Origin of the sequence: Paracidovorax cattleyae, from assembly GCF_900104515.1 — a bacterium.
GTDB lineage: Bacteria > Pseudomonadota > Gammaproteobacteria > Burkholderiales > Burkholderiaceae_C > Paracidovorax > Paracidovorax cattleyae.
Map to the genome: position 1 here is coordinate 65,911 of NZ_FNJL01000009.1, position 25,989 is coordinate 91,899.

The following is a 25,989-nucleotide window of genomic DNA, read 5'->3' on the forward strand; positions in this document are numbered from 1 at the left end:
GAAAGCGAAGAGGCGGTGGCGGGTCAGCGGCGCGGGCCGGAGCGGCGCGTGAGCAGGCGCTGCAGCAGGCAGAAGACGAACAGCAGCACGCCGACGGCGATGCGCGTCCACCACGAACTGAGCGTGCCGTCGAAGGAGATGAGCGTCTGGATGATTCCGAGCATCAGCACACCGAACAGCGTGCCGGCCACGTAGCCCACGCCGCCCGTGAGCAGCGTGCCGCCGATGACGACGGCGGCGATGGCGTCCAGCTCCATGCCCACCGCATGCAGGCCGTAGCCCGAGAGCATGTAGAAGGTGAACACCACGCCGGCCAGTGCCGAGCAGAAGCCCGACAGGGTGTAGACGCCCACCAGCGTGGAGCGCACCGGCAGGCCCATCAGCACGGCCGAATGCTCGCTGCCGCCCACCGCGTACACCGCGCGGCCGAACGGCGTGCAGTGCGCGATGAAGATGCCGGCCAGCACCATGGCGATGGCGATCAGCGCGCCCAGCGAGATGGAGGCGGTGTCGGTCAGCTGCAGGCGCCATTGCGCGAGCTCCGAATAGCCTTCGTGCGTGATGCTGATGGAGTCGATGCTGATGAGGTAGCACAGGCCCCGCGCGAGGAACATGCCGGCCAGCGTGACGATGAAAGGCTGCAGCCGGAAGCGCTCGATCAGAAAGCCCATGAACGCGCCGAAGCACGTGCCCATCAGCAGCACCACGGGCACGGCCGCCGCCGGGCTCCAGCCGTGGCGCTCCACCAGCGAGGCGAACACCATGGTGGTGAGCGCCACCACGGCGCCCACCGACAGGTCGATGCCGCCCGAGAGGATGACGAAGGTCATGCCCATCGCGACGATGATGAGGAAGGCGTTGTCGATCAGCAGGTTGAGGAACACCTGGGCCGAGAAAAAGCCCGTGTAGCGCAGCGATCCCAGCGTGGCCATGGCCACGAAGAGCGCGACGGTGGCGGCCAGCGGCAGGTATCTGGCGTTCATGCGGGGGCGGCGCGCGCCGGGGGGCGTGGCCGCGGCGGGGGGCATGACGGCGCTCATGGCAGGGCCCTCCCGGCGGCGGGGCGGCGCGCGAGCAGGCCCGCCTGGGCGCGGAACTCGGGCGACTGCAGCAGCATGACGATGAAGACCACCACCGCCTTCACCACGAGGTTCACCTCGGGTGGCACGCCCAGCGAATAGATGGCGTAGGTCAGCGTCTGGATGATGAGCGCGCCGATCACGCTGCCCGCGAGGCTGAAGCGACCGCCGGTGAGCGCCGTGCCGCCGAGCGTGACGGCCAGGATGGCGTCCAGTTCCATCAGCTGGCCGGCGTTGTTGCCGTCCGCGCTCTTCACGTTGGAGCTGATGAGCAGGCCCGCGATGCCCGCGCACACGCCGCAGAACACGTAGGCCGCCATGATGAGCCGGCCCGCCTGCACGCCGGCCACGCGCGCCGCCGTCGGGTTCACGCCCACGGCCTGGATGAAGAGCCCCAGTGCCGTGCGCGTGATGGCGAGGTAGAGCACCGCGAACACGGTCGCCGCCACGAAGAGCGAGAACGGCAGCCCGGCCAGGTAGCCCCCGCCCATGAAGAAGTAGGGCGTGTAGTAGATGGTGATGATCTGCCCGTCGGTGATGAGCTGGGCGATGCCCCGGCCCGCCACCATGAGGATCAGCGTGGCGATGATGGGCTGCATGCCCACCCGGGCCACCAGCACGCCGTTCCACAGGCCGCACAGCAGCGCCACGCCCAGGGCACCGAGGATGGCGACCGGCAGCGGAAAGCGGCTCTCGCTGCCCGACACCGACCCGCCGATCAGCCAGGCCGCCACGGCCGCGGCGATGGCCACGGTGGCGCCCACCGAGATGTCGATGCCGCGCGTGGCGATCACCATGGTCATGCCCAGCGACACCAGCACCAGGGGCGCTGCGCGGTTGAGGATGTCGATCAGGCTGCCGTAGAAATGGCCGTCGCGCCATTCGATGTGCAGGAAGCCCGGATTGAAGGCCGTGTTCACGGCCAGCAGGAGCAGCAGCGTGATCACCGGCCAGGCCAGGCGATGGCGCAGCAGCGCGGCGGGGGAGAAGGGGGTGGGGCGCTGCTCAGGCATGTGCGTGATCCGCGATGAGTGCATAGATGTCGTCCTCGCTGCTGCCGGCCGGCAGTTCACCCACCTTGTGGCGGTCGCGCAGCACCACGATGCGGTGGGCCACGCGCACCACCTCGCTCATCTCCGACGAGATGAAGAGCACGGCCATGCCGGCCTGCGCGAGGCGCAGGATCTGGTCCATGATTTCCTGCTTGGCGGCCACGTCGATGCCGCGCGTTGGCTCGTCGAGGATCAGGAGGCGCGGCTCGGTCGCCAGCCAGCGCGCCAGGATGGCCTTCTGCTGGTTGCCGCCCGAGAGCAGGCCGATGGGCGTTTCCACGCTGGCGGTCTTGATGCCCAGCAGCTGCACGTAGCGTTCGGCCAGGGCGGCCTGTTCGGCGCGCGAGAGAAAGCGGCCCACGCCCATGCGGGCCTGCAGCGCCAGGGCGATGTTCTCGCGCACCGAGAGTTCGGCCACGATGCCGTCGGTCTTGCGCTCTTCGGGGCACAGGGCCAGGCCCTGCCGGATGGCGTCCATGGGGTTGGAGAAGGCCACCGCATGGCCGTCGATGCGCAGCATGCCGCGGTCGGGCTGTTCCAGGCCGAACAGCAGGCGCGCCAGCTCGGTACGGCCCGCGCCCAGCAGGCCGGCCAGCCCGACCACTTCCCCGGGGCGGATCTGCAGGTCCAGCGGCTGCAATTGCCCGGCCTGGCCCAGTCCCTCGGCCTGCAGCAGCGCGGGCGCTCGCGCGCCGGTCTCCTGCGGCGCCTGCGCGCGGGCGGCCTGCGCGGCCAGTTCGCGGCCCAGCATGGCGGCGATCAGCGCCTGCGGGCCCAGGTCCTTCGCCAGCCATTCGCCCACCCAGGTGCCGTTGCGCAGCACGGTGATGCGGTCCGACACGGCATACACCTGGTTCAGGAAGTGCGTCACGAACACGATGGACAGGCCTTCGGCGCGCAGGCGGCGCAGGACCTCGAACAGCTTGCGCACCTCGTCGTCGTCCAGGCTGGACGTGGGTTCGTCCAGGATCAGCACGCGCGCGTCGATGCTGAGCGCCCGGGCGATCGCCACCAATTGCTGCACGGCCACGGGGTAGTCCGACAGCAGGCGCGCCACGTCGATGTCGAGGCCGATGCGGGCGACCAGTTCGGCCGCGCGCCGGTGCATCTGCGCCCAGTCGATGCGAAAGCCCTGCGCCAGCCCGTGGCGCGGGTAGCGGCCCGCGAAGATGTTCTCGGCCACCGAGAGGTTGGGGCAGAGGTTGACCTCCTGGTACACCGTGCTGATGCCCAGGCGCTGGGCGGCCAGGGGCGCGTCGGGCCACACCGGTCGGCCGCCCAGGCGCATCTCGCCGCCGCTGGCCTTGAGCACGCCCGTGAGCACCTTGATGAGGGTGGACTTGCCCGCGCCGTTCTGTCCCATCAGCGCATGGATTTCGCCGGGGTACAGGCGCAGCTGCACGTCCTGCAGCACCGGCACGCCGGCGAAGTGCTTGCGGATGCCCGCCAGTTCCAGCACGGGTGCGGCGCCGGGGGGCTGCGCGGTAGCGGGGGCTTGCGTGGGCGAGGTCATGGCGTCTGTGCTGTGCGGGCTGGCCTGGTCTGAGGTCAGGCCTTGTTCTTGTGGTACACGTCCACCAGCACGGCGGCCAGCAGCACCACGCCCTTGATGACCTGCTGGTAGTCGATGCCGATCCCCAGGATGGACATGCCGTTGTTCATCACGCCCATCACGAAGGCGCCGATCACCGCGCCCATCACCTTGCCCACGCCGCCCGAGGCCGATGCCCCGCCGATGAAGCAGGCGGCGATCACGTCCAGCTCGAAGCCCAGGCCCGCCTTGGGCGTGGCGGTGTTCAGCCGCGCCGCGAACACCAGGCCCGCGAGCGCCGCCAGCACGCCCATGTTCACGAAGGCGTAGAACGACAGGCGCTCGGTCTTGATGCCCGAGAGCTTGGCGGCTTTCTCGTTGCCGCCCATGGCGTAGATGCGCCGGCCGATGGTGGTGCGGCTGGCGACGAAATCGAACAGCACGATCAGCAGCGCCATCACGATCAGCACGTTGGGCAGGCCCTTGTACGAGGCCAGCAGGTAGCTGAAATACACGAGCAGCGCGGCGAACACCGCGTTGCGGGCGACGAAGAAGGCCGTGGGCTCCACCTGCACGCCGTGGCGCACGCGGTTGGCCCGGGCACGGACGCCCGCCACCACCAGGGCGGCGGCCACGGCCGTGCCCAGCAGCAGCGAGGTCACTTTCAGGCCCTGCATGCCGAACAGGTCGGGAATGAAGCCCGAACTCAGGCGCTGGAAGGATTCGGGGAACGGCCCCACCGACTGCCCGGCCAGCAGCGCCAGCGCCAGGCCCTTGAACACCAGCATGCCGGCCAGGGTGACGATGAAGGACGGAATGCGCGAGAACGCCACGAACCAGCCCTGCAGCCCGCCGATGAGGGCGCCGCACAGCAGGCAGACCAGCGTGGCGGGAACGAAGTGCCACTGGTACTGCACCATGAGCACGGCCGCCAGCGCGCCGATGAACCCGCTGACCGAGCCCACCGACAGGTCGATGTGGCCGGCCACGATCACCAGCAGCATGCCCAGCGCCATGATGACGATGTAGCTGTTCTGCAGCAGCAGGTTGGTGAGGTTGAGCGGCTCCATCAGGGTGCCGTCGGTCATGTACTGGAAGAAGCCCATGATGGCGACCAGCGTGATGAGCATGCCGTACTCGCGCAGGTGATGGCGGGCGTGCTCCAGGGGCGAGCGGCCGGTGCGCGCGGGCTTGGCTGCGGATGCGGCGTCGGGGGCGGTCGCGGTGGCGGAGGGGTGGGGCGTGGAGGTCATGGAAGACATGTCAGTGGGCTTTCACGATGGCGCTCATGATCTTTTCCTGCGATGCCTGGGCCGTGGGCATCTCGGCGACGAAGCGGCCTTCGTTCATCACGTAGAGGCGGTCGGTGATACCCAGCAGCTCGGGCATCTCCGAAGAGATCACGATCACGCACTTGCCTTCGGCGGCCAGTTGCGCGATGAGGGTGTAGATCTCGTACTTGGCACCCACGTCGATGCCGCGCGTGGGCTCGTCGAGGATGAGGACTTCGGGGCGGGTGAAAAGCCACTTGCCCAGCACTACCTTCTGCTGGTTGCCGCCCGAGAGGTTGAGCGTCTTCTGGTCCACGCCGGAGGAGCGGATGCGCAGCTGCTCCCGGAAGCCCTGGGCCACCGCGTGCTCGCGGCCGCTGTCGATCACGCCGGCCGAGGCGACGCCCTCCAGGTGGGCCAGCGAGATGTTGAACCGGATGTCCTCGCTCAGCACCAGGCCGTTGCCCTTGCGGTCTTCGGTCACGTAGGCCAGGCCGTGGCGCACGGCCTTTTCCACCGTGCCCACGTCGATGGGCTGTCCGTCCAGCAGCACTTCGCCGCTGATGCGCCGGCCCCAGGAGCGACCGAAAAGGCTCATGGCCAGCTCGGTGCGCCCGGACCCCATCAGGCCGGCGATGCCCACGATCTCGCCGCGGCGCACCTGCAGGTCGATGCCCTTGAGGAAGGGCGCCTCGGGCCGCTGCGGGTGGTAGGCCTGCCAGCCGCGCACCTCGAAGGCCACCGGGCCGATGTCGGGCGTGCGCGGCGGATAGCGGTCGGCCATCTCGCGGCCGACCATGGCCTGGATCACGCGGTCCTCGCTGACGGGCGCCGCGCGGCAGTCCATGGTCTCCACCGTGCTGCCGTCGCGCAGTACCGTGATGGAATCGGCCACGCGCGAGATCTCGTTGAGCTTGTGCGATATCAGGATGCAGGTGATGCCCTGGTCCTTGAGTTCCAGCAGCAGGTCCAGCATCGCCTGGCTGTCGTTCTCGTTCAGGCTGGCGGTGGGCTCGTCCAGGATCAGCAGGCGCACCTGGCGCGACAGCGCCTTGGCGATCTCCACCAGCTGCTGCTTGCCCACGCCCAGCTGGCCCACCAGGGTCCCGGGCGATTCCTGCAGGCCCACCTTGTCCAGCAGCGCCTGCGTCCTGCCATGCGCCTCCATCCAGTCGATGATGCCGTGGCGGGCGGTCTCGTTGCCCAGGAAGATGTTCTCGGCGATGGAGAGCAGGGGCACCAGGGCCAGCTCCTGGTGGATGATGATGATGCCCAGGTGCTCGCTGCCCCGGATGCCCGCGAACCGGCGCTCTTCGCCGTCGAAGACGATCTCGCCGCTGTAGCTGCCGTGCGGGTACACGCCGGACAGCACTTTCATCAGCGTGGATTTGCCCGCGCCGTTCTCGCCCACGATGGCGTGGATCTCGCCGGCCTGCACGCGCAGGTCCACCCGATCCAGGGCCACCACCCCGGGGAAGGTCTTGCGGATGTTCCGCATCTCTAGAAGCATGGTCTTGGCGTCCGTTGGCATCGCTGGCGGGCCCGGTGCACGGGGCCCGGGAAGCGCGGCCCGCTGCGGGCCGCGCTCGGCGGATCACTTGATCTGCGATTCCTTGTAGTAACCGCTGTCCACCAGGACCTTCTTCCAGTTCGACTGGTCCACCAGCACCGGCTTGAGCAGGAACGACGGCACGACCTTCACGCCGTTGTTGTAGGTCTTGGTGTCGTTGATCTCGGGCTGCTTGCCCGACAGCACCGCGTCCAACATGTTGGCGGCGACCTTGGCGAGTTCACGCGTGTCCTTGAACACGGTGGAGTACTGCTCGCCTTTCAGGATGGACTTGACCGAGGGCACCTCGGCGTCCTGTCCGGTGACGATGGGGCAGGGCTGCTGGGCGGTGCAGTAGCCCACGCCCTTGAGCGACGAGAGGATGCCGATGGAGATGCCGTCGTACGGCGAGAGCACGGCGTCCACCTTCTCCTTGCCGTAGTAGGCCGAGAGCAGGTTGTCCATGCGGGCCTGGGCCGTCGCGCCGTCCCAGCGCAGCGTGCCGACCTTGTTCATGCCGGTCTGCTTGCTGCGCACCACCAGCCTGCCGCTGTCGATGAAGGGCTGCAGCACGCTCATGGCGCCGTCGTAGAAGAAGAAGGCGTTGTTGTCGTCCGGCGAGCCGCCGAAGAGCTCGATGTTGAAGGGCCCCTTGCCCTGCTTGAGCCCCAGCTTGTCCACGATCGACTGGGCCTGCAGCACGCCGACCTGGAAGTTGTCGAAGGTGGCGTAATAGTCCACGTTCTTCGAGCCCTTGATGAGGCGGTCGTAGGCAATGACCTTCACGCCCTTGTCCGCCGCGTTCTGCAGCACGCGCGAGAGCGTGGTGCCGTCGATGGAGGCGATCACGAGCACCTTGGCGCCCTTGGTCACCATGTTCTCGATCTGGGCGAGCTGGTTGGGGATGTCGTCGTCGGCGTACTGCAGGTCGGTCTTGTAGCCGCGCTCCTTGAGTACCCGGACCATGTTGTCGCCGTCCGCGATCCAGCGGGCCGAGGACTTGGTGGGCATGGAAATGCCGATGCTGCCCTTGTCCTGGGCATGCGCCAGCGGCAGGGTGCCGAGGGCGGCCAGGGCGAAGGCGGCGGCGGTGGTTTTCAGAAAGGTTCGCTTCACGGGAGTCTCCTGGTTTTTATCGGTGTGTGAGGGATCGGGAATCAGTACTTGCGCTTGGGGAATTCCTGGGCCGCGGTCTCCATCGGGAAGATGCCTTCTTCCGTCACGATGCGCTTGGGCACCGGCTTGCCGGCCTTGATGTCCCTGACGGCGGCCATCAGCTGCGGGCCCAGCAGCGGGCTGCATTCCACCGTCACGTTGAGCTTGCCGGCCATCATGGCCTCGAAGGCACCCTTCACGGCATCGATGGAGACGATGGTGATGTCCTTGCCGGGCTTGAGGCCGGCCTCCTCGATCGCCTGGATCGCGCCGATGGCCATGTCGTCGTTGTGCGCGTAGAGCACGTTGATCTTCCTGCCCTCGGCCTTGAGGAAGGCTTCCATCACTTCCTTGCCCTTGGCGCGGGTGAAGTCGCCGGTCTGCGAGCGGATGATCTTGAACTTCGGGTCGGCCTTCACGACTTCCTCGAAGCCCTTCTTGCGGTCGATGGCCGGGGCCGAGCCCACGGTGCCCTGCAGCTCGACGATGTTCACGTCGCCCTTGCCGTCCTTCATCTTCTCGACCAGCCAGCGGCCGGCCTTGCGTCCTTCTTCCACGAAGTCCGAGCCCATGAAGGTGACGAAGAGTGAGGTGTCCTTGGTGTTGACGGCGCGGTCCGTGAGCACGACCGGGATCCTGGCGGCCTTGGCCTCGCGCAGCACGGGCTCCCAGCCCGACTCCACCACGGGCGAGAACGCGATCACATCCACGCGCTGGGCGATGAAGGAGCGGATGGCCTTGATCTGGTTCTCCTGCTTCTGCTGCGCGTCCGAGAACTTCAACTCGATGCCCGCTTCCTTTGCCGCCGACTTGATCGATTCGGTGTTCGCGGTGCGCCACTCGCTCTCCGCGCCCACCTGGCTGAAGCCCAGCACGATGGGCTTTTGCGCCCATGCGGCCGCGGGCAGCAGGGCGGCTACGGGCGCGCAGGCCAGGGCCTTGGCCAGCGTGCGTCGGGTCAGTTTCGTCATCGTTGTCTCCTGTCTTTATGGTGGTGTGAAGAGGAAAGGGGAAGGGTGGGGCAGGGGCTCAGGCCCGCATGTAGCCGGTGCGCACCGTGGTGAAGAACTCCGCGGCGCTGCGGCCCCGGTCGCGCGGGCCGTGGCCGGGCTCCCGGCGCTCGCCCTGGAAATCCGTGCCGGCCGTGGGCAGGTTCACCATGGTCATGCCCGCGCGGGCGTGCCGCTTGAAATGCATGGCGTGCTTCAGCGAACTGGTGCAGATGCCCGCGCACAGGCCGCGGGGCGTGTCGTTGGCGAGCGCCAGGGCGTGTTCGTAGTCGTCCGCGCGCAGCACGCAGGCCACGGGCCCGAAGACCTCATCGCGGGCGATCCGGTGCTCGGGGCGCGCGATGAAAAGCGCCGGGCTCAGGTAATGGCCGGGCGTGGGGCGCTCGAGGCGCTCGCCGCCGAAGACGTGCTCCGCGCCCTCCTGGCGGGCGGCCGCGACGTGTTCCAGGTCCTGCGCCAGCTGGCGCTCGTCCACTACGGGCCCCATCCCGGTGCCGCGTTCCAGCGCATGGCCCACGGGCAGCGCCGCCAAGCGCTGGCGCAGGCGGGCCACGAAGTCTTCGTGCACGCGGGCCTCGACCACGATGCGGCTGGAGGCCATGCAGTGCTGGCCGGCGGAGCCGTAGGCGCCCTGTAGCGCGCAGTCCACGGCCTGGTCCAGGTCGGCGTCGGCCAGCACCACCAACGGGTTCTTGCCGCCCAGCTCCAGCTGCGCCCGGGCACCGCGTGCCGCGGCCGAGCGCAGGATGCGCGCGCCGACGGGGCCCGAGCCGGTGAAGCTCACGGCATCGACCAGCGGATGGTCCACCAGGGTCTGGCCCACTTCGCGGCCGCTGCCCATGACGAGGTTGAACGCGCCCGCCGGCAGGCCGCTGCGGGCGATGATCTCGGCCAGCGCCCAGCCGCAGGCCGGCACCCGCTCGGCGGGTTTGAACACCACGGTATTGCCGAAGGCCAGGGCCGGCGCGATCGTCCAGGCGGGAATGGCGAAGGGGAAGTTCCACGCCGCGATCACCCCGACCACGCCCACGGGTTCGCGCGTCACCTCCACCTGCACACCCCGGTGCATCGACGCCACCAGCTCCCCGGGGATGCGCAGCGCCTCGCCCGCGAAGAACTTGAAGATATGGCCGCTGCGGACCACTTCCGCCACCGCCTCGGGCAGGGGCTTGCCCTCTTCGCGGGCCAGCAGCGTGCCCAGTTCTTCCTTGCGGGCCAGCAGTTCGCTGCCCACGAGGTCCAGCACGTCCGCGCGCCGCTGGGGTGCGCTGCGGCTCCAGTGGCGCAGGGCATCCGCAGCGGCCCGCACGGCCTGGCCCGCCTGGTTCCGGTCGGCGCGGGCGTATTCGGCCACCACCTCACGGGTGTCGGACGGATTGACGCTGACCCCGGTGGTGGTGCCGATCTCCCAGCGCCCATTGATCAGGTGCCGGGGCGTCTGCTGCATGTCGCCAAGCTTCATGGGCCCTCTTTGCTACGGTTGCGCTGCAGTCTATGGATGTTTTTTATATCAATCCAATAGTTTTTTGGACAAAATACATATCAATCCCGGCATTCAGGAAAACCCCATGAGCACCTACAACCACTGGTTCATCCGCGCGCGCCTCAAGACACGGCAGCTGCTGTTGCTCGTGGCCCTGGCCGAGGAAGGCAACATCCACCGTGCGGCCCAGGTGCTCAGCATGACCCAGCCCGCGGCCTCCAAGCTGCTCAAGGACCTGGAAGACGTGCTGGAGGTGCCGCTGTTCGAGCGCCTGCCCCGCGGCATGCGCCCCACCTGGTATGGCGAGACCATGATCCGGCATGCGCGCATGGCGCTGGCGAGCCTCAACCAGGCCCACGACGAGATCGGCGCGCTGAAGACGGGGCACTACGGCCAGGTCGGCATCGGCGCCATCACCTCGCCGGGCCTGACCCTGCTGCCGGCGGCCGTGGCCCTGGTCAAGCAGCAGCACCCGAGCCTGCGCATCACGCTGGACATCGAGACCAGTCCCGTGCTGCTGGAGCGGCTGGAGCAGGGACGCCTGGACATCATGGTGGGGCGCGTGCTCCCCGGGCCTGAGACCGGCCACCTGCGCTACGAGCCGCTGACGGACGAGCCGATCTGCGCCATCAGCCGCCCCGGCCATCCGCTCTCGGGCATGAGCGGCCTGACGCTGCGGGACGTGCTGTCGGCCAACTGGATCGTGCCGCCCGCCGGCAGCGTGCTGCGGCACCGCTTCGACCTGATGTTCCAGCAGGACGGCCTCGCCCCGCCGACGGACATCGTGGAGACCTCCGCGCTGCTGTTCATCACCCGCATGCTGCAGCAGAGCGAGATGATCGCCGTAGTGGGGGCGGATGTCGCCCATTACTACGCGGCCCACGGCATCGTCGCCGTGCTGCCGATCGCCATGCCCTGCCACATGGACGCCTTCGGCATCGTCACCCGCACCGACCGCCTGCTGTCGCCCGCCGCCAAGGTGATGATGAAGGCGCTCAAGCAGACCAGCTTCGTGCAGTACGGCCGCAAGCTGGAGATGGACGAGTAGGCCGCAGCCCCCCGATGAGGGCCCACGCGAATGTGCGCTGTGCCACGGCCTCTGCACAGGCACGGCCCCTCCAGCAACCGCCGCGCAAGGGCCGCCCCGCCGCGCTGGCGGTGTCCCCCTTCCCGCCGGGTGCAGCCCGGCGAGAGAAGGGGGAAGGCGCGTCAGCGCCTCAGGGGGTTGCTCCTAGGGCCTGTGAACGCTATGCAAGGGGTCGCGAAGCGCATCACAGCCCGCCCATCAAGGCGCGCGACGCCGTGCGTGTGTCCACACGTACCAGGAGTGCAACGCCGGGGGGCGGGCTGTGATGCGCTTCCCTTCGGGTTGCTCCGCGAAGGGGCCGTTTGCGGCGTTGCCCGTGCTTGCAAGGCCCCGGCCTTGCTGCGCCCAGGCGCCTTGCACCCAGCCCCTTTGCGAAGCAACGCGATCCCCTTGCATAGCGTTAACAGGCCCTAGACCCACCCCGCGTCCACCTTGAACTCCTGCGCGGTGCACATCGCGGCGTCATCGGAGCCCAGGAACAGCACCATGCGCGCGATGTCGCGCGGCTGCAGCTTGTCGGGCAGGCACTGGTTGCGCGCCAGCTCCTGCTCGCCCTCGGCGTCGAGCCAGAGCCGGATCTGGCGCTCGGTCATCACCCAGCCGGGGGACACGGTGTTGATGCGGATGCGGTCATGGCCCAGCGTGCGCGCCAGGCCCCGGGTAAGCCCGTTCACCGACGACTTGGCGATCGCATAGCAGGGGTAGCCCGACCCCTTGCCCTGCCAGCCGGTGGAGCCGAGGTTGACGATGGAGCCGCCGCCCAGCCGGCGCATGCCCGGCACCACCGACTGGATCGCGAAGAAGGCCGGGCGCTCGTTGATCGCCATGCGCTCGTCGTAGTACTCCGGCGTGACGGACTCCAGGGTGTGGCGGTCGTCGCTCGCCACGTTGTTGACCAGCACGGAGATGTCGCCCAGTTCGGCCGCAGCGTCGCGCACGGCGGCGCGCAGGGCCTCGATGTCGCGCACATCGCACCCGCGCCACCAGGGGCGCGGCAGGCCCGCCGCCTCGATGTCGCGGGCGAGCTGCTCGCTGGCCTCGCGGGCCACGTCCACGAAGGCCACGCGCGCGCCCTGTTCGGCGAAGGCGGTGACGATGGCGGCGCCGATGCCGCTGCCGCCCCCCGTCACGAACACCGCGCGCCCGCGCAGGCTGGGAAACACCGACAGGGCTCCGGACGGCGAGGCGGCGGCGCCGGGAGCGGGAACGGAGGAAATTTGAGACATATAAAAATTGGTATCGATTGATAGAAAAAATAATGGTTACGTGCATCAATTTGCGTTGATAAGATGCGCCGCGTCAAGAGGCCCGCGACAGACGGGCGCTGAAACAACGCCTGGAGACGCGCATGAACCCTCCCGAAACGCCATCCGTCAGCCCGCCGGCCGCGCCCCTGCCCATTCCCGTGATCGGCGCCGTGCGCTGCGTGCGGCCGATGGCCTCCCAGCTGGGCGAGGGCCTGCTGTGGTCGGAGCGCGAGCAGGCGCTGTACTGGGTGGACATCCTCGCCCGCGAACTGCACCGCTGCGACCCCGCAGGCGGCGCCCACCGCTGCTGGACCTTCGAGGAAGAAATCTCCGCGCTGGCCGAGCGCGCCGCGGCACCCGGCCTCGTCGTCACCCTGCGCCGCGGCTTCGCGCTGTTCGACCCGGCCACGGACACCGCGCCGCGCTACCTGCACCAGCCCGAACCGGAGCGTGCCGGCAACCGCTTCAACGACGGCAAGTGCGATGCGCAGGGGCGCTTCTGGGCCGGATCGATGGACTTCGGCTGCGAGGCGCCCACCGGCGCGCTCTACCGCTTCGATCCCGACGGCCGCTGCACGCGGCACGACGACGGCTTCGCGGTGACCAACGGCCCCGCGTGGCCGCACACCGGCTCCCCGGACGGGGCGCGCGCGCCGGCCATGTTCTTCAACGCCACCGCCGAGGCCTGCACCTACCGCTACGACTTCGATCCCGGCACGGGAACGCTCTCGAACCGCATGCTGTGGAAGCGCTGGCCGGCCGAGGACGGGCTGCCCGACGGCATGACGACCGATGCCCGGGGGCGCCTCTGGATCGCGCACTGGGGCGGCGCATGCGTGACCTGCCACGATCCCGTGAGCGCCGCCGAGCTGTGCCGCGTGCCGCTGCCGGTGAGCCAGGTCACCACCTGCGTCTTCGGCGGCCCCGACCTGCGCACGCTCTTCATCATCTCCGCCCGCACGGGCCTGTCGGATGCCCGGCTGGTGGCCGAGCCCCTGGGGGGAGCGCTCTTCGCCGTCTCCGTGGACGGCCCCGGCCTGCCGGCCCACCGCTTCGGCGGCTGAACCTGACTGGAGACGCCCCATGACCGAGACCTTCCATCCCGTCACCTGGCTGCACCATGCCGACCAGCACCTGGGCCTCGTGCCTTCGCTGGGCGGCAGCGTGGCGGCCTGGCAGATCGACGGCCCCGACGGCCGCCGCGCCGACCTCTGGCGCTCCTGGGACGGCCGCACGGCCGACCTCTACCGCATGGCCTCGTTCGCCATGGTGCCGTGGTCCAACCGCATCAGCGGCGGCGGGTTCACCCACGCGGGGCGCTTCCATCCGATGCAGCCCAACCGCGCCGGTGAGCCGTACCCCATCCATGGCGACGGTTGGCTGCAGCTCTGGAGCCTGCGCCAGCCGGCCCCCGACACCCTGGAGATGGCCCTGCATTCGGAGGGGTTCCAGGGCAACCCCTACCACTACGAATGCGTGCAGACCTTCCGCCTGGTGCCGGGCGGGCTGGACCAGAGCGTGCAGGTGCGCCACCTCGGCCCCGAGCCGCTGCCCTATGGGCTGGGCCTGCATCCCTGGTTCCCGCGCACGCCGGGCACGCGCATATTCGCCCCCGTGCAGGGCGTGTGGCTCAGCGGCAGCGATCCGCTGCCCACGCGCCACACCGGGTGTTTCCCCGAAGGCTGGAACCTCAACGGCGGCATATCGGCCCACGGCAACCTGATCGACAACGCCTACACCGGCTGGGGCGGCACGGCGCGCATCGCCTGGCCCGAGCGCGGCCTGCAGCTCACGGCGAGCATGCCGCACTTCGAGCAGGACGGCGGCGCCGGGAGCCACTTCTGCCTGGTGTACCGGCCGCCCGAAGGGCCGGCCTTCTGCTTCGAGCCCATCACCCAGCCCATCGATGCCTTCCACCAGCCGGGGCTGCCGGGCCTGCGCGTGCTGCAGCGTGGCCAGGAACTCGCGCTGCGCGTGCAGTGGCGCTATGGCCGGCTGGAGGATGCGCGGCCCGGCGACCCCCCGCCGCCTGGCCGCGCGGCGCCTGGTCCGGCGTCCGTGGGCGGGACTTCCGCGGGGGTGGGGGGCCGCATCGGTGATCCGGGGGCCGTGCGGAAAGAATCCAGGCTCGCGTCCGTGGCCGTGTCGTAGCGGCTGCTGTCTGCTCCGGCGCCGGCACCCGCCGCCCCGTCCGCATCCTGCGGCGGTTGGGCCGGCCGCGGCTCCCAGGTCCGCGCTGGCTGCAGACGCTGTTCCGGCTCGCGCCGTGGCACGGGTTCGTAGAGGATCCACTGGCCCACCGTGCGCATGGCTTCCGCGCCGCGGTTGTTCTGGTGCTTGAGGAAGAAATCCAGGCCCCGTTCTTCCTGCAGCTTGGCCTTCTCGCGCAACAGCAGCAGGGTGGGCTCCCACATGGACTCGTTCTGCAGGAAGGCGTCGAAGGCCGCGTCCTCGGCCCGTGCGCCGTCCTCGTCGCCGGCCGCCCGGGCCAGCTTGGACAGCGCGCGGTGCACATCCAGCAGGGGGGCCGCGGGCGGGCGCATCACCTTGTCCGCGAACATGGCCGCGAAGCCGTTGGCCTGGGCGAAGGTGCGGGTCTGCTCCATGAAGTGCGAAAGCTGGATGTCCGCCAGCAGGTGGTGCAGCGGCTCTTCCACGTCGCTGCCCAGCTTGCCCGTGCCGTAGTGCGCCCAGCCGTCCCATTCCGCGCGCACGTGGCGCTCGAACTCCTCGAAGCGCGAGTAGTCGGTGGCGCGGTCACTGCGCGTCGGGTCGATCTCGTCGCCGAAGAGAAACAGCGTGCAGAAGTTCGTCGTGGCATGGTTCGCCACTTCCACGGCGTAGCCAGCGTCGAGCACGCCCAGGCTTGCGCTGGCGCGCTGCGCGGTTTGCACGCCGTCGCTGCGCAGCGCCTCGGCGAACTGCACGCTGGCCGTGGCGCGGGCCGCGACCTCCACCCGGGATGAAGCGGTCGCATCGCGATAGACCGTGGTCATGTAGCCCGCAACGGTGGTGGCGGTGCTGCCGTTGTCCTGGCGCATCTTCGCGCCCAGGCTGGCGGCCACCCCCGCGCGGCGCCCGCGGCCCGCGACCTCGCCCAAGCGCAGGCCCGCGCTGGCGGATACATTGGTCTCGGTGCCGGTGCTGGAACGCTGGGCATCGTCGATCAGGCCCGCACTCAGTTCCGGATGGTGGGCCAGCAGCTCGCGCAGCCAGTCGTGGCGTGCCGGCGCGCCATCGGGGCCCGGCTCCGCCAGGCGAAGCAGGTGTTCGTAGGCATCGAGGAATTCCACATTCAGTTCCGGCTCGCGGCCCTTGCCCAGGCGCGGCAGGCGCAGCTGAATGCCGTTTTCCAGGCCGCGCTCGCCGCGCCAGCGCCAGTCCGCCGCGACGGTGGCGCCGAGCGTCGCCTGGTCGGTGCCGAGGTTGGCGGCATAGCCGGTGTTCGCGCCTGCGCCCACCTGCACCTGGTCCGTGCGCAGTTCGCCGATCTGCAGGTACATCCCGGTGCGGCCCATGTAGAACTCCATCACGGCGTCGCGGTTGCGCTGCGCACCGGCGATCAGACGCACGCCCAGGCCGAACATGGAGGACCCCAGCGCCACGGCCGCGGACAGCGGCCCGGCGTTCAGGCCCCAGGCCTGCTGGCCGATCAGGCGCAGGCGGTCGCGCCATTCGAGCTGGCCGATCATGTCGCGGGTCAGGTCCAGCAGGGCCTGTGCATGGGTGGCCTGCCCGGGGATGCCGTCACGCAGCAGGCGGGCGGCCTCCTGTACGCTGGCGCGGAACTGCGCGCCCTGCTGCTGCGCATAGCCGCGCCAGGACACGGGCGTGCCGCCGGGCGGAGGCGGTGGCGGCGGGGAGGAGGGCCCGCCCGCATCCTCGGGCAGGCCCTCGGCCAGCAGTGCCAGCGCTTCGGCGGCGGTGTGCGGGCGGCGTTCGAGTCGCTGCCAGGCGGTCTCCAGCAAGGGCAGGCTGTCCTGCGAGAGTTCCGACGGCGGCACGCCCTGGCCGAGCGCCGTGCGCTCGAAGTGCGCACGCAGTTCCGTGGCGCGCGCCGTGATGCGCTCGCGCGCGGCGGCATCGATCACCAGGGTGGTGCGGTCCGTGGCTTCCGATGCCCATCGCACGGTTTCCGCCAGGGCCTGCCAGGCGCATTCCGCGGGGCCGGGCAGCCGGCCCGGGGAGCGGTCCGCGCGCAGGCCGCCGAGCATCTCGGAGAGCTGGCCGGCGGCCTTTTCCAGGGCCGCGTCCGCCCGGCGCCGCGGCGTGGGCAGCGCCGTGGCGGAGCCCACCTCCAGCGCCTGCGGCAGGGAGCGCAGCGCATTGGGCTGCCCGCCGAACACCTGCGGCTGCGCGCCATGCCGCGCGAGGTCGTGCAATGCGTCCGCCAGCCGCTGCAGGTGGCCGTTCGCCCGGTCGTAGGCCGAGCCGGGCGCGTTGCTTTCATAGCCATTGCGCAACGCATGGTAGGCCGCGCGTTCGTCCACCGTGCACGCGTCCAGCGCCTTCGCGGGCTCCACGGCATGCAGGGCCCGGCGGGCAGCGCGCCGAGCGTGGCCCAGCCACGTGCGCAGCGCGGCGTCGTCCGGCGCGGCGGCGCGCAGCAGTGCATCGGCGCGCAATGCCAGGCGCGCGGCCGCCAGGCGCTCCGGCTGCGCGGCCGGGCTGCCTTCCGGGCGCAGCAGGTGCGACAGCACCTGCAGGCCCCGGGGAGCGCGCGCCAGGTGATCCACGGTGCGCTGCGCCGCAGGCGGCAGGCCGGCCGGGTCCCGCCGGTCGGGCTCCGCGCCAGGGGGGGGCGCCAGGTCGTCCCACCGGAGCTGGCGCAGTGCGGCGAGGGCCTGCAGGGCCTCCGCCGGGTCGCCGCCGGCCGCCACGGCCAGGGCCTTGAGCCCCACGGTCACCACGCCGGCAGCGGGAATCGCCCGGTCGCCGAACGGCGCCGTGTCCAGCCCGTCCGCCCAGTCCCGCAGCGCCGCTTTCAACGATGCGCAGGCAGCGGCCTCTCCCGGCGCGGCCGGAGCGCGCAGGCCGGGCAGCGTATCGACATGCCGGTCGGCCAGTTCCTTCTCGCGCGACTTCAGCGCGGACGCGGCCGCTTCGCTGTCAGCCCGTGCTGCATCGCGCGCCGTCTCGAGCGTGGCGCGCCGGTCCTGCAGGCCGCCCAGCAGGGAGCGCAGGTCGGAGGCCTCGTCGTCCGCATCGAACAGGTCGCGGGCCATGGCCACGGCGGAGCGCTCCAGCCGCTCCAGTTCGGCCTGCACATCCTGCCTGCGCTGCTCCAGGTCGCTCCGGATGCCGGTGCGGATCATGTGCAGCGACCGCAGCTCGTGCAAATGCTGCCGCAGTGCGACGGCGTCCGCTCCGGCGTCCGCCCCGCCCAGGTCCACCGCGGTGCGTGCGTTCATCAGCGCGTCCAGCCGGCCGCGCACGGGCGCCGCCAGGGCGGCCTCGGCCTCGGCCTGGGCGATGCGCCGCTCCAGCGCGCCGGCTTCCTCCGCCAGCCGCGCGATGCCGGCGTCCAGGGCCTGCTGCTGCGCCGCGATGGCCTCCTGCTGCCGGTGCAGCGCCACGGGCCGGTCGGCGGCATGCGCGATCCGCCGGCCGGAGCGCTGGGCGTCGGACTCCAGCCGCCCGATGTGCAGTTGCACCAGGTGTTCGAGTGCGGTGGCCTTGCGGACCGCCACCTCGGCCTCGTGCAGCCGCTGCGATGCGGCGAACGCCCGGGCCTGCGCCGCGGCGACGCTGCGCCACGTGCCCTGGTCGCGCGGATCGTCCCGCGCGATGGGCCGCGCGCCGGCGGCGGCGCTGTCGCGGAAGCGCGTCAGCTCGGCCAGGCCCGCGGGCCTGCCGGCCCGCAGCCCGAGCGCGGTGCCTGCCTTGCCCAGGAACTTCCGCAATGCCTTGGTCGCCTTGCGCGGGGCCGTGGCGCCCGGGGGCGGGGGCTGCGCACTGGCGGCATCGGCATCGGCACCGGCCGCGGCGGGCAGGGGTTCCGCCAGGTACTTGCGCACCCGGCCGGCCAGGCCGAAGTGGGGCGCGAGCGCCTCGCCGCGCGCCGCGGCGCCGTCGAGCTGGTGCAATTTGTGGTGGGCCTGCTTGCCGGGCGCGGGGTCCCCCGCATGCGCCGCGTTGCGGGCATTGCCGGGGACGAGCAGGGTGGTGGTATGGGGGCGCAGGGAGAATTTCGGCATGGCGTCCGTCGGTCACAGGGGCGTCGTGCGCGATCCCGGTGCAAATCCCGGGAAGGAGAAGGTGGCTGGACGCCGCAGGCCCCGGAGGCATGCGCCGTTGGCTGGCCACGACGCCTGCGATGATGCGGTGCATGCCGCTGCGGCCGCCGCCATCCGGCCGAAGCGCCGTCCGGCGGTGCGAAGCAGGGACTTGGACCGGGACGCGAGCGCGAGCGTGGCGGCCGTGCTAAGTTCCGTCCCGACACGGACCAACCGGTAACAAAAAAAGACGCACCATGACGAGCCAACTGCAGGAGAAAATCCGCGCGCTGCCAGGAAACCGGCTGGCGGGCATGCGCCGCGGAATCGAGAAGGAGGGCCTGCGCGTACTGGCCGAGGGCGGGCTGGCGCTCACGCCCCATCCGGCGGCGCTGGGCTCCGCGCTCACGCATCCGCACATCACGACCGACTACAGCGAGTCGCAGATCGAACTCATCACCGGCGCACGCACCTCGGTGCAGGAGTGCCTCGAGGAACTGACCGAGATCCACCAGTTCGTGCTGCGCACCCTGGCGCAGTCCGGCGAGATGCTCTGGGTATCGAGCATGCCCTGCGGCCTGCCCACGGACGAGACCATCCCTCTGGCGCGCTTCGGCTCCTCCAACGTGGGCCGCGCCAAGAGCATCTACCGCATGGGCCTGGGGCACCGCTACGGCCGCCGCATGCAGACCATCTCGGGCATCCACTACAACTGGTCCATGCCCGGCATCGCGAGCGACGAGTATTTCGGACTGATCCGCAACTTCCGGCGCCAGGCCTTCCTGCTGCTCTACCTCTTCGGCGCATCGCCTGCGCTGTGCGACTGCTTCGTGCAGGGCCGCCAGCACGGCCTGCAGCGCCTGGGGCCGGATTCTCTCTACCTGCCGCACGCCACCTCGCTGCGCATGGGCCGCCTGGGCTACCAGAGCGATGCCCAGGCCACGCTGGCCGTGAGCTACAACGGGCTGGACGGCTACGCCGACTCCCTGCACGAAGCCCTGACGCGTCCCTATCCCGCCTACGAGGCCCTGGGCGTGCGCAACCCCGGCGGCGATTACAACCAGCTGGGCACCAGCCTGCTGCAGATCGAGAACGAGTTCTACGGCACCATCCGCCCCAAGCGCACCGTGCGCCCCGGCGAACGCCCGCTGCACGCGCTGCGCGACCGCGGCGTGGAGTACGTGGAGGTGCGGCTCATGGACCTCGATCCGTTCGCGCCGGTGGGCATCGAGGCGCCGACCATGCGGCTGCTGGACATGTTCCTGCTGCACTGCCTGCTGTCCGAAAGCCCGCCCGACACCCCCGCCGAGATCGCCGCGCTCAAGCGCAACCAGCACCTGACCGCCGAACGCGGCCGCGAGCCGGGGCTCTGCCTGGAGCGCGGAGGCCGCAGCGTGCCGCTGGCGGAATGGGGTGCCGAGATCCTGTCCGAATGCGCGCCCATCGCCGCCGCGCTGGATGCGGCCCAGGGCACGGATGCGCATGCGCAGGCTCTGCAAGAGGCGCGGGGGATGCTGCGCCAGCCCGATGCCACGCCCTCCGCACGCGTGCTCGCGCGCATGGCCGGCGGCGACGGGCAGAGCTTCCTGGGCTTCACGCTCGCGCAATCCCGCGCTTCGCGCGACACCCTGCTGCAGCAGCCCTGGAGCGGCGAGCAGCAGGCGCGCTACGAGCGCATGGCCGCCGAGTCCCTGGCCGAGCAGAAGGCCATCGAGGCCGCCGACACGCTGGACTTCGAGAGCTGGCGCAAGCGCTACATGGCCGTCGGCGCGATGCCCTCGGCGGCCGGCGCGCCCCTCGCGCAGACCGTGTAGGGCCCCCGCGTCAGCGGCCGGCCGACTGCGCCGCGCCGCGGATGCCCGCCAGCGTGCCCGTGGGCGTGATCGCCTCCGCATCCAGCAGGCAGTGCAGCACGCTGGGCAGGCCGCTGGCACGGGCGCGCGCCAGTGCGGGCGCGAAATCCTCCGTCCGCTCCACCCGCTCCCCGTGGCCGCCGAAGGCCTGCGCATAGGCGCGGAAGTCGGGGTTGCGCAGCTGCGTGGCGCTCACCCGCCCGGGGTACTCGCGCTCCTGGTGCATGCGGATCGTGCCGTACATGCCGTTGTCCAGCAGCACCACGATCACCGGCAGGCCGTACTGCACGGCGGTGGCGAACTCCTGCCCGTGCATGAGGAAGTCGCCGTCGCCCGAGAACACCACCACCTCGCGCTGCGGCCACAGCCGCTTCGCACCCACGCCGGCCGGCAGCCCGTAGCCCATGGAGCCGCTGGTGGGCGCGAGCTGGCTGGCAAAGGCCGTGAAGGGCCAGAACCGGTGCACCCAGGTGGCGAAATTGCCCGCGCCGTTGCAGAAGATCGTGTCCGGCGGCAGCACCTTGCGCAGGTGGCCCATCACCTCGCCCATCTGCAGCGGGCCCGGAATGCGGATCGGCGCGGGATCGCTCCAGGCCAGGTAGTCGGCGCGTGCCCCGGCGGCATGCGCGGCCCAGCGCACCGGGCTTTCTGGCCGCACCGCGGACAGGGCGGCGGCGAAGGCCTGCGGCGTGGCGTGGACGGCCTGCACCGGGCGGTACAGCCGGCCCAGTTCGTCGGCATCCGCATGCACGTGGACCAGGGGCTGCGCCGGCACGGGAATGTCCAGCAGCGTATAGCCCTGCGAGGGAACCTCCGACAGCCGCCCGCCCACCAGCAGCACCAGGTCGCTTTCGCGGATGCGCGCCAGCAGTTTCGGATTGGCGCCCAGGCCCAGGTCGCCACCGTAGCAGCGGTGGCTGGCCGGAAACAGCATCTGCCGGCGGAACGAGCAGTACACCGGCAGGCTCCACGCCTGCGCGAAGGCCGTGAAATCGCGCACCGCGGCTTCCGACCAGCGGCTGCCGCCCAGGATGGCCACCGGCCGCTCGGCCGCGGCCAGCCGCCGGGCCAGTTCCCCCAGCGCGTCCGGGCCGGGATGTGTCTCGGCCACCGCATGGGGCAGGGCATCGGCGGCCTGCACCGCATCGGTCAGCATGTCTTCCGGCAGGGCCACCACCACCGGCCCGGGCCGGCCCGAGGTGGCGACATGGAACGCCCGCGACAGCAGCTCCGGCAGGCGCCGCGCGTCGTCCACCTGCACCACCCACTTGGCCATGGTGCCGAACACGGCGCCATAGTCCAGCTCCTGGAAGGCTTCGCGGCCCAGCGCCTCGCGGGCGACCTGGCCCACGAACACGATCAGCGGGGTCGAGTCCTGGTGCGCGATATGGATGCCGGCCGAGGCATTCGTGGCCCCCGGGCCGCGCGTGACGAAGCAGATGCCCGGCCGGCCGGTGAGCTTGCCCTGCGCCTCGGCCATCATGGCCGCGCCGCCTTCCTGGCGGCAGACGGTGACGGCGATGTCGGCATCGTGCAGCGCGTCGAGCACCGCCAGGTAGCTTTCGCCGGGCACGCAGAACAGCTGGCGCACGCCGTGCAGGATGAGCTGGTCCACGAGGATCCGGCCGCCGGTGCGGAGCGTGGCGGCGGCCGGAGCGGAAGGAGAAGGGGGCAGGGTGGTCATGGAAGGGGAAGAATGGGAAGGCGCCACTATCGCCCAGTGCGCGGGCCCTGCCTAGGGTATGTGTTCCGATGTGTGGAACCGCCGGGCCCGGCGCACCAGGCGGGCCCGCGGGACGGACCCGTATCATCGCGCGATGCCCACCGCCGCCCAGCTCCTCGCGTTCCTGCTCGCTGCCGTCCTCATCACCGCCACGCCGGGGCCGGACAACCTCATGGTGCTCGGCATGGGCATGTCGCGGGGGCGGGCCCGGGGCGTGGCCTTCGGCCTCGGCTGCGCCGCGGGCTGCCTGAGCCACACGCTGCTGGCGGTGCTCGGCGTGAGCGCGATGATCTCGGCGTCTCCGGCCGCATTCACCGTGCTCAAGTGGGTGGGCGGCGCCTATCTCGTGTGGCTCGGCGTGCAGGCCCTGCGCCATGCCGGCAGCGGCGGCACCCTGCGCACCGACGTGGCCGGGCCGGCCGCCCAGCCGCTGCGCGCCCTGTTCGCCAGGGGCATGCTGGCGAACGCGGTCAATCCGAAGGTCGTGCTGTTCTTCCTCTCGTTCCTGCCGCAGTTCGTCGTGCCCTCGCAGGGGGCGGTGGGGCTGCAGCTGGGCGTGCTGGGGCTGGTGTTCACGCTGCAGGCAGCGGTGCTTTTCGGCCTGCTGGGCTGCTTCGCCGGCACGATCGGCGGCTGGCTGCAGCGCCGGCCGCGCGCCGGACTGTGGCTGGACCGTATCGCGGGCACGGTCTTCATCGCGCTGGGCCTGCGCATGGTGGCCTCGCGCTGAGCGCGGGAGCGCCGCTCAGGCGCGCGGCAGGGTGATGGTGACGGAAGTGCCCTGGCCGGGGCGGCTTTCCATGCGCACCTGGCCGCGATTCGATTCCACCAGCGATTTCACGATGCCCAGGCCCAGGCCGACCCCGTCCTGGCGGGCGCGGGCCGTCTCGCCCTGCCAGCCGGGCTCGAAGGCACGGGCGACTTCCTCCGCGGCCATGCCCGTGCCGTTGTCCGCCACCGTCAGCTCGACGGACCGCGCGGCATGCGGGGAACTGCAGGTGCCGGACAGGCGCACCGTGCTGCCCTCGGGCGAATATTTCAGCGAATTGCCGATCAGGTTGCCCAGCACCCGCACCATCTGGCCATAGTCCACGCGCACCAGCGCGTCGGGCACGTGCCCCAGCAGGAGCGCGATGCCGCATTTCTCGGCGATGGGCGCCATCATCTCGACCGCATCCTTGGCCAGCGTGGCCAGCGGCAGGGCCTGCACGGTCGATGCCGAATCGGCCGGCCGGAGCAGGCCTTCCACCAGCGAGGCCATCATGCCCACGGCCGACAGCATGCGCTGCACCACGGCCTCCGGCGGCGCCTCCGCGCAGCGCTGGATGCGCGTGGCGCTGAGCTGCAGCACCTGCAGCGGCGTGCGCAGGTCGTGCGCGACCACCGCCAGCACCCGTTCGCGCGCCAGCGCCTGGGCGCGCGCCGTGGCGGCGGCCTCCTGCGCGGCGGCCAGGGCGGTGCGCAGGTCCAGCTCGCGCGCCGCGGAGGCGGCCAGCTGGCGGATGGTCTCCAGTTCGTCGTCCGTCCAGGCGCGGGGGCGCGTGTCGATCACGCAGAAGCTGCCGATGTTCTGCCCGTGTGCCTTCAGGGGCACGCCCACGTAGGCGCGCACGCCCAGGCTCTCCACGGTGGGCACGGCGCGCCATTGCGGCTCGGCGTGGGTGTCGTGGATCACCAGCGCATCGTCCCTGTCCAGCGTGAAGTGGCAGAACGTCAGGCCCTCCATTTCACGGGCGCGGGCCAGCGCCTCGGGAAAGCCGGACTGGCTCTTGTAGAAATCGCGCCGTCCATCGACGACGGAAATGAAGCATGCCGCGGCGCCCAGCAGGCGGGCCGTGGTCGCCGTCAGGCTGTCGAAGCCGGGTTCCGCAGGAGAGTCGAGCAGGCCGGTGGCCCCCACGGCGTCCAGGCGCTGCGGCGCGCTGCGGGCCGCCAGGGCCTGGGCGGCGGAATGCACACCCTCCAGGGAGGCGTCGGCCGGCTGGGCGGCAGGGGTCGCGGTGGCATGCATGGGCCGAGAATAACGCGACAGCAATACCGTAGAGCGCCCGGGGCCGCGAAATGCCTGCCGGGCCCCCCGACGCGCAGGCCGCGCCGTGGCGGCTCAGGCGGCCGGGGCCACGGGCATGGCGGCCGGGAGGGATGGCAGCGCCGCCTGCGCGTCTTCGCACCACCACTGCGCGGCGGCAAAGAAGCCCTCCCACACGCAGCCGTTGCAGCCGCGGCCGCAGCAGGTGGTGGGCGGCCCGGGCGGTGGCCGCAGCGCCACGCCGCGGGCCTGCGCCAGCGCCTGCAGTCCTGCGAAAGCCCGTGCCGCGTCTTCGGCGGTGCGCAATGGCGCGAGTTGCACCGGGTCCGCCTGCGGGCCGTGCGGTGCGGTCACCGGGGGCCGCCGCGCCAGCGCTGCCAGCCCCAGCGGCCCATGAAGGCCAGCCCGAGCACGAGCGCGAACCAGCCGACCACGTGGATCTGCCCCATGAGGTCGCGCACGCCCAGCGAGCGCGCGTAATAGGGCGCCAACAGGATCACGATGCCGATGAGCGCGCAGGTCACGCCCTTGAACAGCATTTCGGACGCCTGCCGCCGGGTGGTCTCGGAAGCGGGTGGCGGCGTGGGGGAGGCGCGGGTCATGGGCGGGTCTGGGACAATCGGTGGAACAACGGGGGCGGGGCAGGGCGCCGGATGCGCGATTATCCGTGCGGCTGCGCTGACACCCCTTTCATCCCCCTTCTCCCAACGCACCACCTGAGTTCCTCCCATGGCCATCCAATGGTTTCCCGGCCACATGCATTCCACGCGCAAGGCGATCGGCGAGCGCATCAAGGACATCGACGTCGTCATCGAACTGCTGGACGCGCGCCTGCCTGGCTCCAGCGCCAACCCGCTGCTGGCCGAGCTCACCGGCCACCGGCCCACGCTCAAGGTCCTGAACAAGCAGGACGTGGCCGATGCCGCCCGCACGCCGGCCTGGCTCGACTGGTACAACGCCCGTCCCGACACCCGCGCCATCGGGCTGGATGCTTCCGACACCGCGCCGGCCCGCCGCCTGATCGACGCCTGCCGGCAGCTCGCCCCCCAGCGCGGCGGCATGGCCAAGCCCATGCGCGTGCTGATCTGCGGCATTCCCAACGTGGGCAAGTCCACCCTGATCAACACGCTCACCGGCAAGACCCAGGCGAAGACCGGCGACGAGGCCGGCATCACCAAGCTCGAGCAGCGCATCGTGCTGGACGACGATTTCTACCTGTGGGATACGCCCGGCATGCTCTGGCCGCGCATCACCATCCCGGAGAGCGGCTACAAGCTCGCCGCGAGCGGCGCGGTGGGACGCAACGCCTACGACGAGGAAGAGGTGGCGCTGGCACTGCTGGCCTACCTGCAGCGCCACTACGCGCCCCTGCTGGACGCGCGCTACCGCCTCGGGCTGGACGCGGCCGGGATCGCGGCGCTGCACGACGACGAACTGCTCACGCTGATCGCGCGCAAGCGCGGGGCCGTGATGTCGGGCGGGCGCGTGAACCTGCAGAAGGCGGCCGAGCTGGTGATGACGGATTTCCGCAGTGCCATCCTGGGGCGCATCACGCTGGAGACACCGCCCGAATTCGAGGCCTGGAGCGCCGCGGCGCAGGTGCAGGAAGCCGCCCGGGCCGCCAAAAAGGCCGAGCGCGAATCGCGCCGCAAGGGAGGTCGGCCCGCCAGCGGCGCCGAAAGCGGCGAAGGCGCCTGACCACGGC

General features: G+C 71.0%; 19 protein-coding genes and 1 pseudogene. 6 read left to right on the plus strand and 14 right to left on the minus strand.

Going from position 1 to position 25,989, the window contains the following annotated elements:
* Positions 1–23 precede the first annotated feature (23 nt).
* From yjfF to BLR05_RS09170, 8 genes are all read right to left on the minus strand, one after another.
* Positions 24–1,040 carry a galactofuranose ABC transporter, permease protein YjfF gene (yjfF, locus tag BLR05_RS09135; protein ID WP_092833911.1) on the minus strand — a complete coding sequence of 339 codons (1,017 nt, stop codon included), beginning with the start codon at positions 1,038–1,040 and terminating at the stop codon, positions 24–26.
* Complete coding sequence (locus BLR05_RS09140; RefSeq protein ID WP_092833913.1) at positions 1,037–2,092, minus strand: ABC transporter permease; 1,056 nt, start codon at positions 2,090–2,092, stop codon at positions 1,037–1,039. The genes yjfF and BLR05_RS09140 overlap by 4 nt, the downstream gene beginning before the upstream one ends.
* A complete protein-coding gene (locus tag BLR05_RS09145; RefSeq protein ID WP_092833915.1) occupies positions 2,085–3,644 on the minus strand; it encodes a sugar ABC transporter ATP-binding protein in 1,560 nt (519 codons plus the stop codon). The genes BLR05_RS09140 and BLR05_RS09145 overlap by 8 nt, the downstream gene beginning before the upstream one ends.
* A 35-nt stretch (positions 3,645–3,679) precedes the next feature.
* On the minus strand, positions 3,680–4,924 hold the full coding sequence (gene mmsB / locus BLR05_RS09150; protein WP_092833917.1) for a multiple monosaccharide ABC transporter permease: 1,245 nt from the start codon (positions 4,922–4,924) through the stop codon (positions 3,680–3,682).
* 1 nt (position 4,925) lies between these two features.
* Complete coding sequence (gene mmsA / locus BLR05_RS09155; RefSeq protein WP_092834077.1) at positions 4,926–6,443, minus strand: multiple monosaccharide ABC transporter ATP-binding protein; 1,518 nt, start codon at positions 6,441–6,443, stop codon at positions 4,926–4,928.
* Positions 6,444–6,527: 84 nt separating this feature from the next.
* Positions 6,528–7,598 carry a multiple monosaccharide ABC transporter substrate-binding protein gene (gene chvE / locus BLR05_RS09160; protein WP_092833919.1) on the minus strand — a complete coding sequence of 357 codons (1,071 nt, stop codon included), beginning with the start codon at positions 7,596–7,598 and terminating at the stop codon, positions 6,528–6,530.
* A 41-nt stretch (positions 7,599–7,639) separates the two neighbouring features.
* The gene (locus BLR05_RS09165; protein ID WP_092833921.1) at positions 7,640–8,608 is read right to left on the minus strand and encodes an ABC transporter substrate-binding protein; all 969 of its coding nucleotides are present in this window, start codon (positions 8,606–8,608) and stop codon (positions 7,640–7,642) included.
* A 58-nt stretch (positions 8,609–8,666) separates the two neighbouring features.
* A complete protein-coding gene (locus tag BLR05_RS09170) occupies positions 8,667–10,109 on the minus strand; it encodes an aldehyde dehydrogenase family protein (protein WP_092833923.1) in 1,443 nt (480 codons plus the stop codon).
* 106 nt (positions 10,110–10,215) lie between these two features.
* On the opposite strand from BLR05_RS09170, the gene BLR05_RS09175 reads away from it, so the two are divergent.
* Positions 10,216–11,178, plus strand: a complete 963-nt coding sequence (locus tag BLR05_RS09175; RefSeq protein WP_092833925.1) for a LysR family transcriptional regulator — start codon at positions 10,216–10,218, stop codon at positions 11,176–11,178.
* A 449-nt stretch (positions 11,179–11,627) separates the two neighbouring features.
* Here BLR05_RS09175 and BLR05_RS09180 read toward each other — a convergent pair whose 3' ends face one another.
* Complete coding sequence (locus tag BLR05_RS09180; protein WP_092833927.1) at positions 11,628–12,443, minus strand: SDR family NAD(P)-dependent oxidoreductase; 816 nt, start codon at positions 12,441–12,443, stop codon at positions 11,628–11,630.
* Positions 12,444–12,565: 122 nt separating this feature from the next.
* Between BLR05_RS09180 and BLR05_RS09185 the strand changes: the two genes are divergently transcribed.
* Entirely contained in the window at positions 12,566–13,528 is a 963-nt protein-coding gene (locus BLR05_RS09185) for an SMP-30/gluconolactonase/LRE family protein (protein ID WP_092833929.1), read from the plus strand.
* Positions 13,529–13,547: 19 nt separating this feature from the next.
* Entirely contained in the window at positions 13,548–14,615 is a 1,068-nt protein-coding gene (locus BLR05_RS09190) for an aldose 1-epimerase (protein ID WP_092834080.1), read from the plus strand.
* 176 nt (positions 14,616–14,791) lie between these two features.
* On the opposite strand, the pseudogene xopZ reads toward BLR05_RS09190, so the two are convergent.
* A pseudogene (gene xopZ / locus BLR05_RS27480) lies at positions 14,792–18,661 on the minus strand (XopZ family type III secretion system effector); the annotation flags it as partial.
* Positions 18,662–18,936: 275 nt separating this feature from the next.
* On the opposite strand from xopZ, the gene gshA reads away from it, so the two are divergent.
* Positions 18,937–20,493 (plus strand): glutamate--cysteine ligase, encoded by a 1,557-nt coding sequence (gshA, locus tag BLR05_RS09195; protein WP_092833930.1) that lies wholly within the window; start codon positions 18,937–18,939, stop codon positions 20,491–20,493.
* A 10-nt stretch (positions 20,494–20,503) separates the two neighbouring features.
* Here the strand turns inward: gshA and BLR05_RS09200 are convergent, their stop codons facing one another.
* Positions 20,504–22,216, minus strand: a complete 1,713-nt coding sequence (locus tag BLR05_RS09200) for a thiamine pyrophosphate-binding protein (RefSeq protein ID WP_192883780.1) — start codon at positions 22,214–22,216, stop codon at positions 20,504–20,506.
* A 133-nt stretch (positions 22,217–22,349) separates the two neighbouring features.
* Between BLR05_RS09200 and BLR05_RS09205 the strand changes: the two genes are divergently transcribed.
* Positions 22,350–22,985 (plus strand): LysE family translocator, encoded by a 636-nt coding sequence (locus BLR05_RS09205; RefSeq protein WP_092833932.1) that lies wholly within the window; start codon positions 22,350–22,352, stop codon positions 22,983–22,985.
* Positions 22,986–23,000: 15 nt separating this feature from the next.
* Here the strand turns inward: BLR05_RS09205 and BLR05_RS09210 are convergent, their stop codons facing one another.
* The 3 genes from BLR05_RS09210 to BLR05_RS09220 form a co-directional block, all read right to left on the minus strand.
* Positions 23,001–24,266: a GAF domain-containing sensor histidine kinase gene (locus BLR05_RS09210; RefSeq protein WP_092833934.1), complete on the minus strand. Its 1,266-nt coding sequence runs from the start codon at positions 24,264–24,266 to the stop codon at positions 23,001–23,003.
* A 93-nt stretch (positions 24,267–24,359) separates the two neighbouring features.
* The gene (locus BLR05_RS09215; RefSeq protein ID WP_092834084.1) at positions 24,360–24,590 is read right to left on the minus strand and encodes an oxidoreductase-like domain-containing protein; all 231 of its coding nucleotides are present in this window, start codon (positions 24,588–24,590) and stop codon (positions 24,360–24,362) included.
* Between the two features lie 44 nt (positions 24,591–24,634).
* A complete protein-coding gene (locus BLR05_RS09220; RefSeq protein WP_092833935.1) occupies positions 24,635–24,886 on the minus strand; it encodes a hypothetical protein in 252 nt (83 codons plus the stop codon).
* Between the two features lie 127 nt (positions 24,887–25,013).
* On the opposite strand from BLR05_RS09220, the gene ylqF reads away from it, so the two are divergent.
* The gene (ylqF, locus tag BLR05_RS09225; RefSeq protein WP_092833937.1) at positions 25,014–25,982 is read left to right on the plus strand and encodes a ribosome biogenesis GTPase YlqF; all 969 of its coding nucleotides are present in this window, start codon (positions 25,014–25,016) and stop codon (positions 25,980–25,982) included.
* Positions 25,983–25,989: the final 7 nt, after the last annotated feature.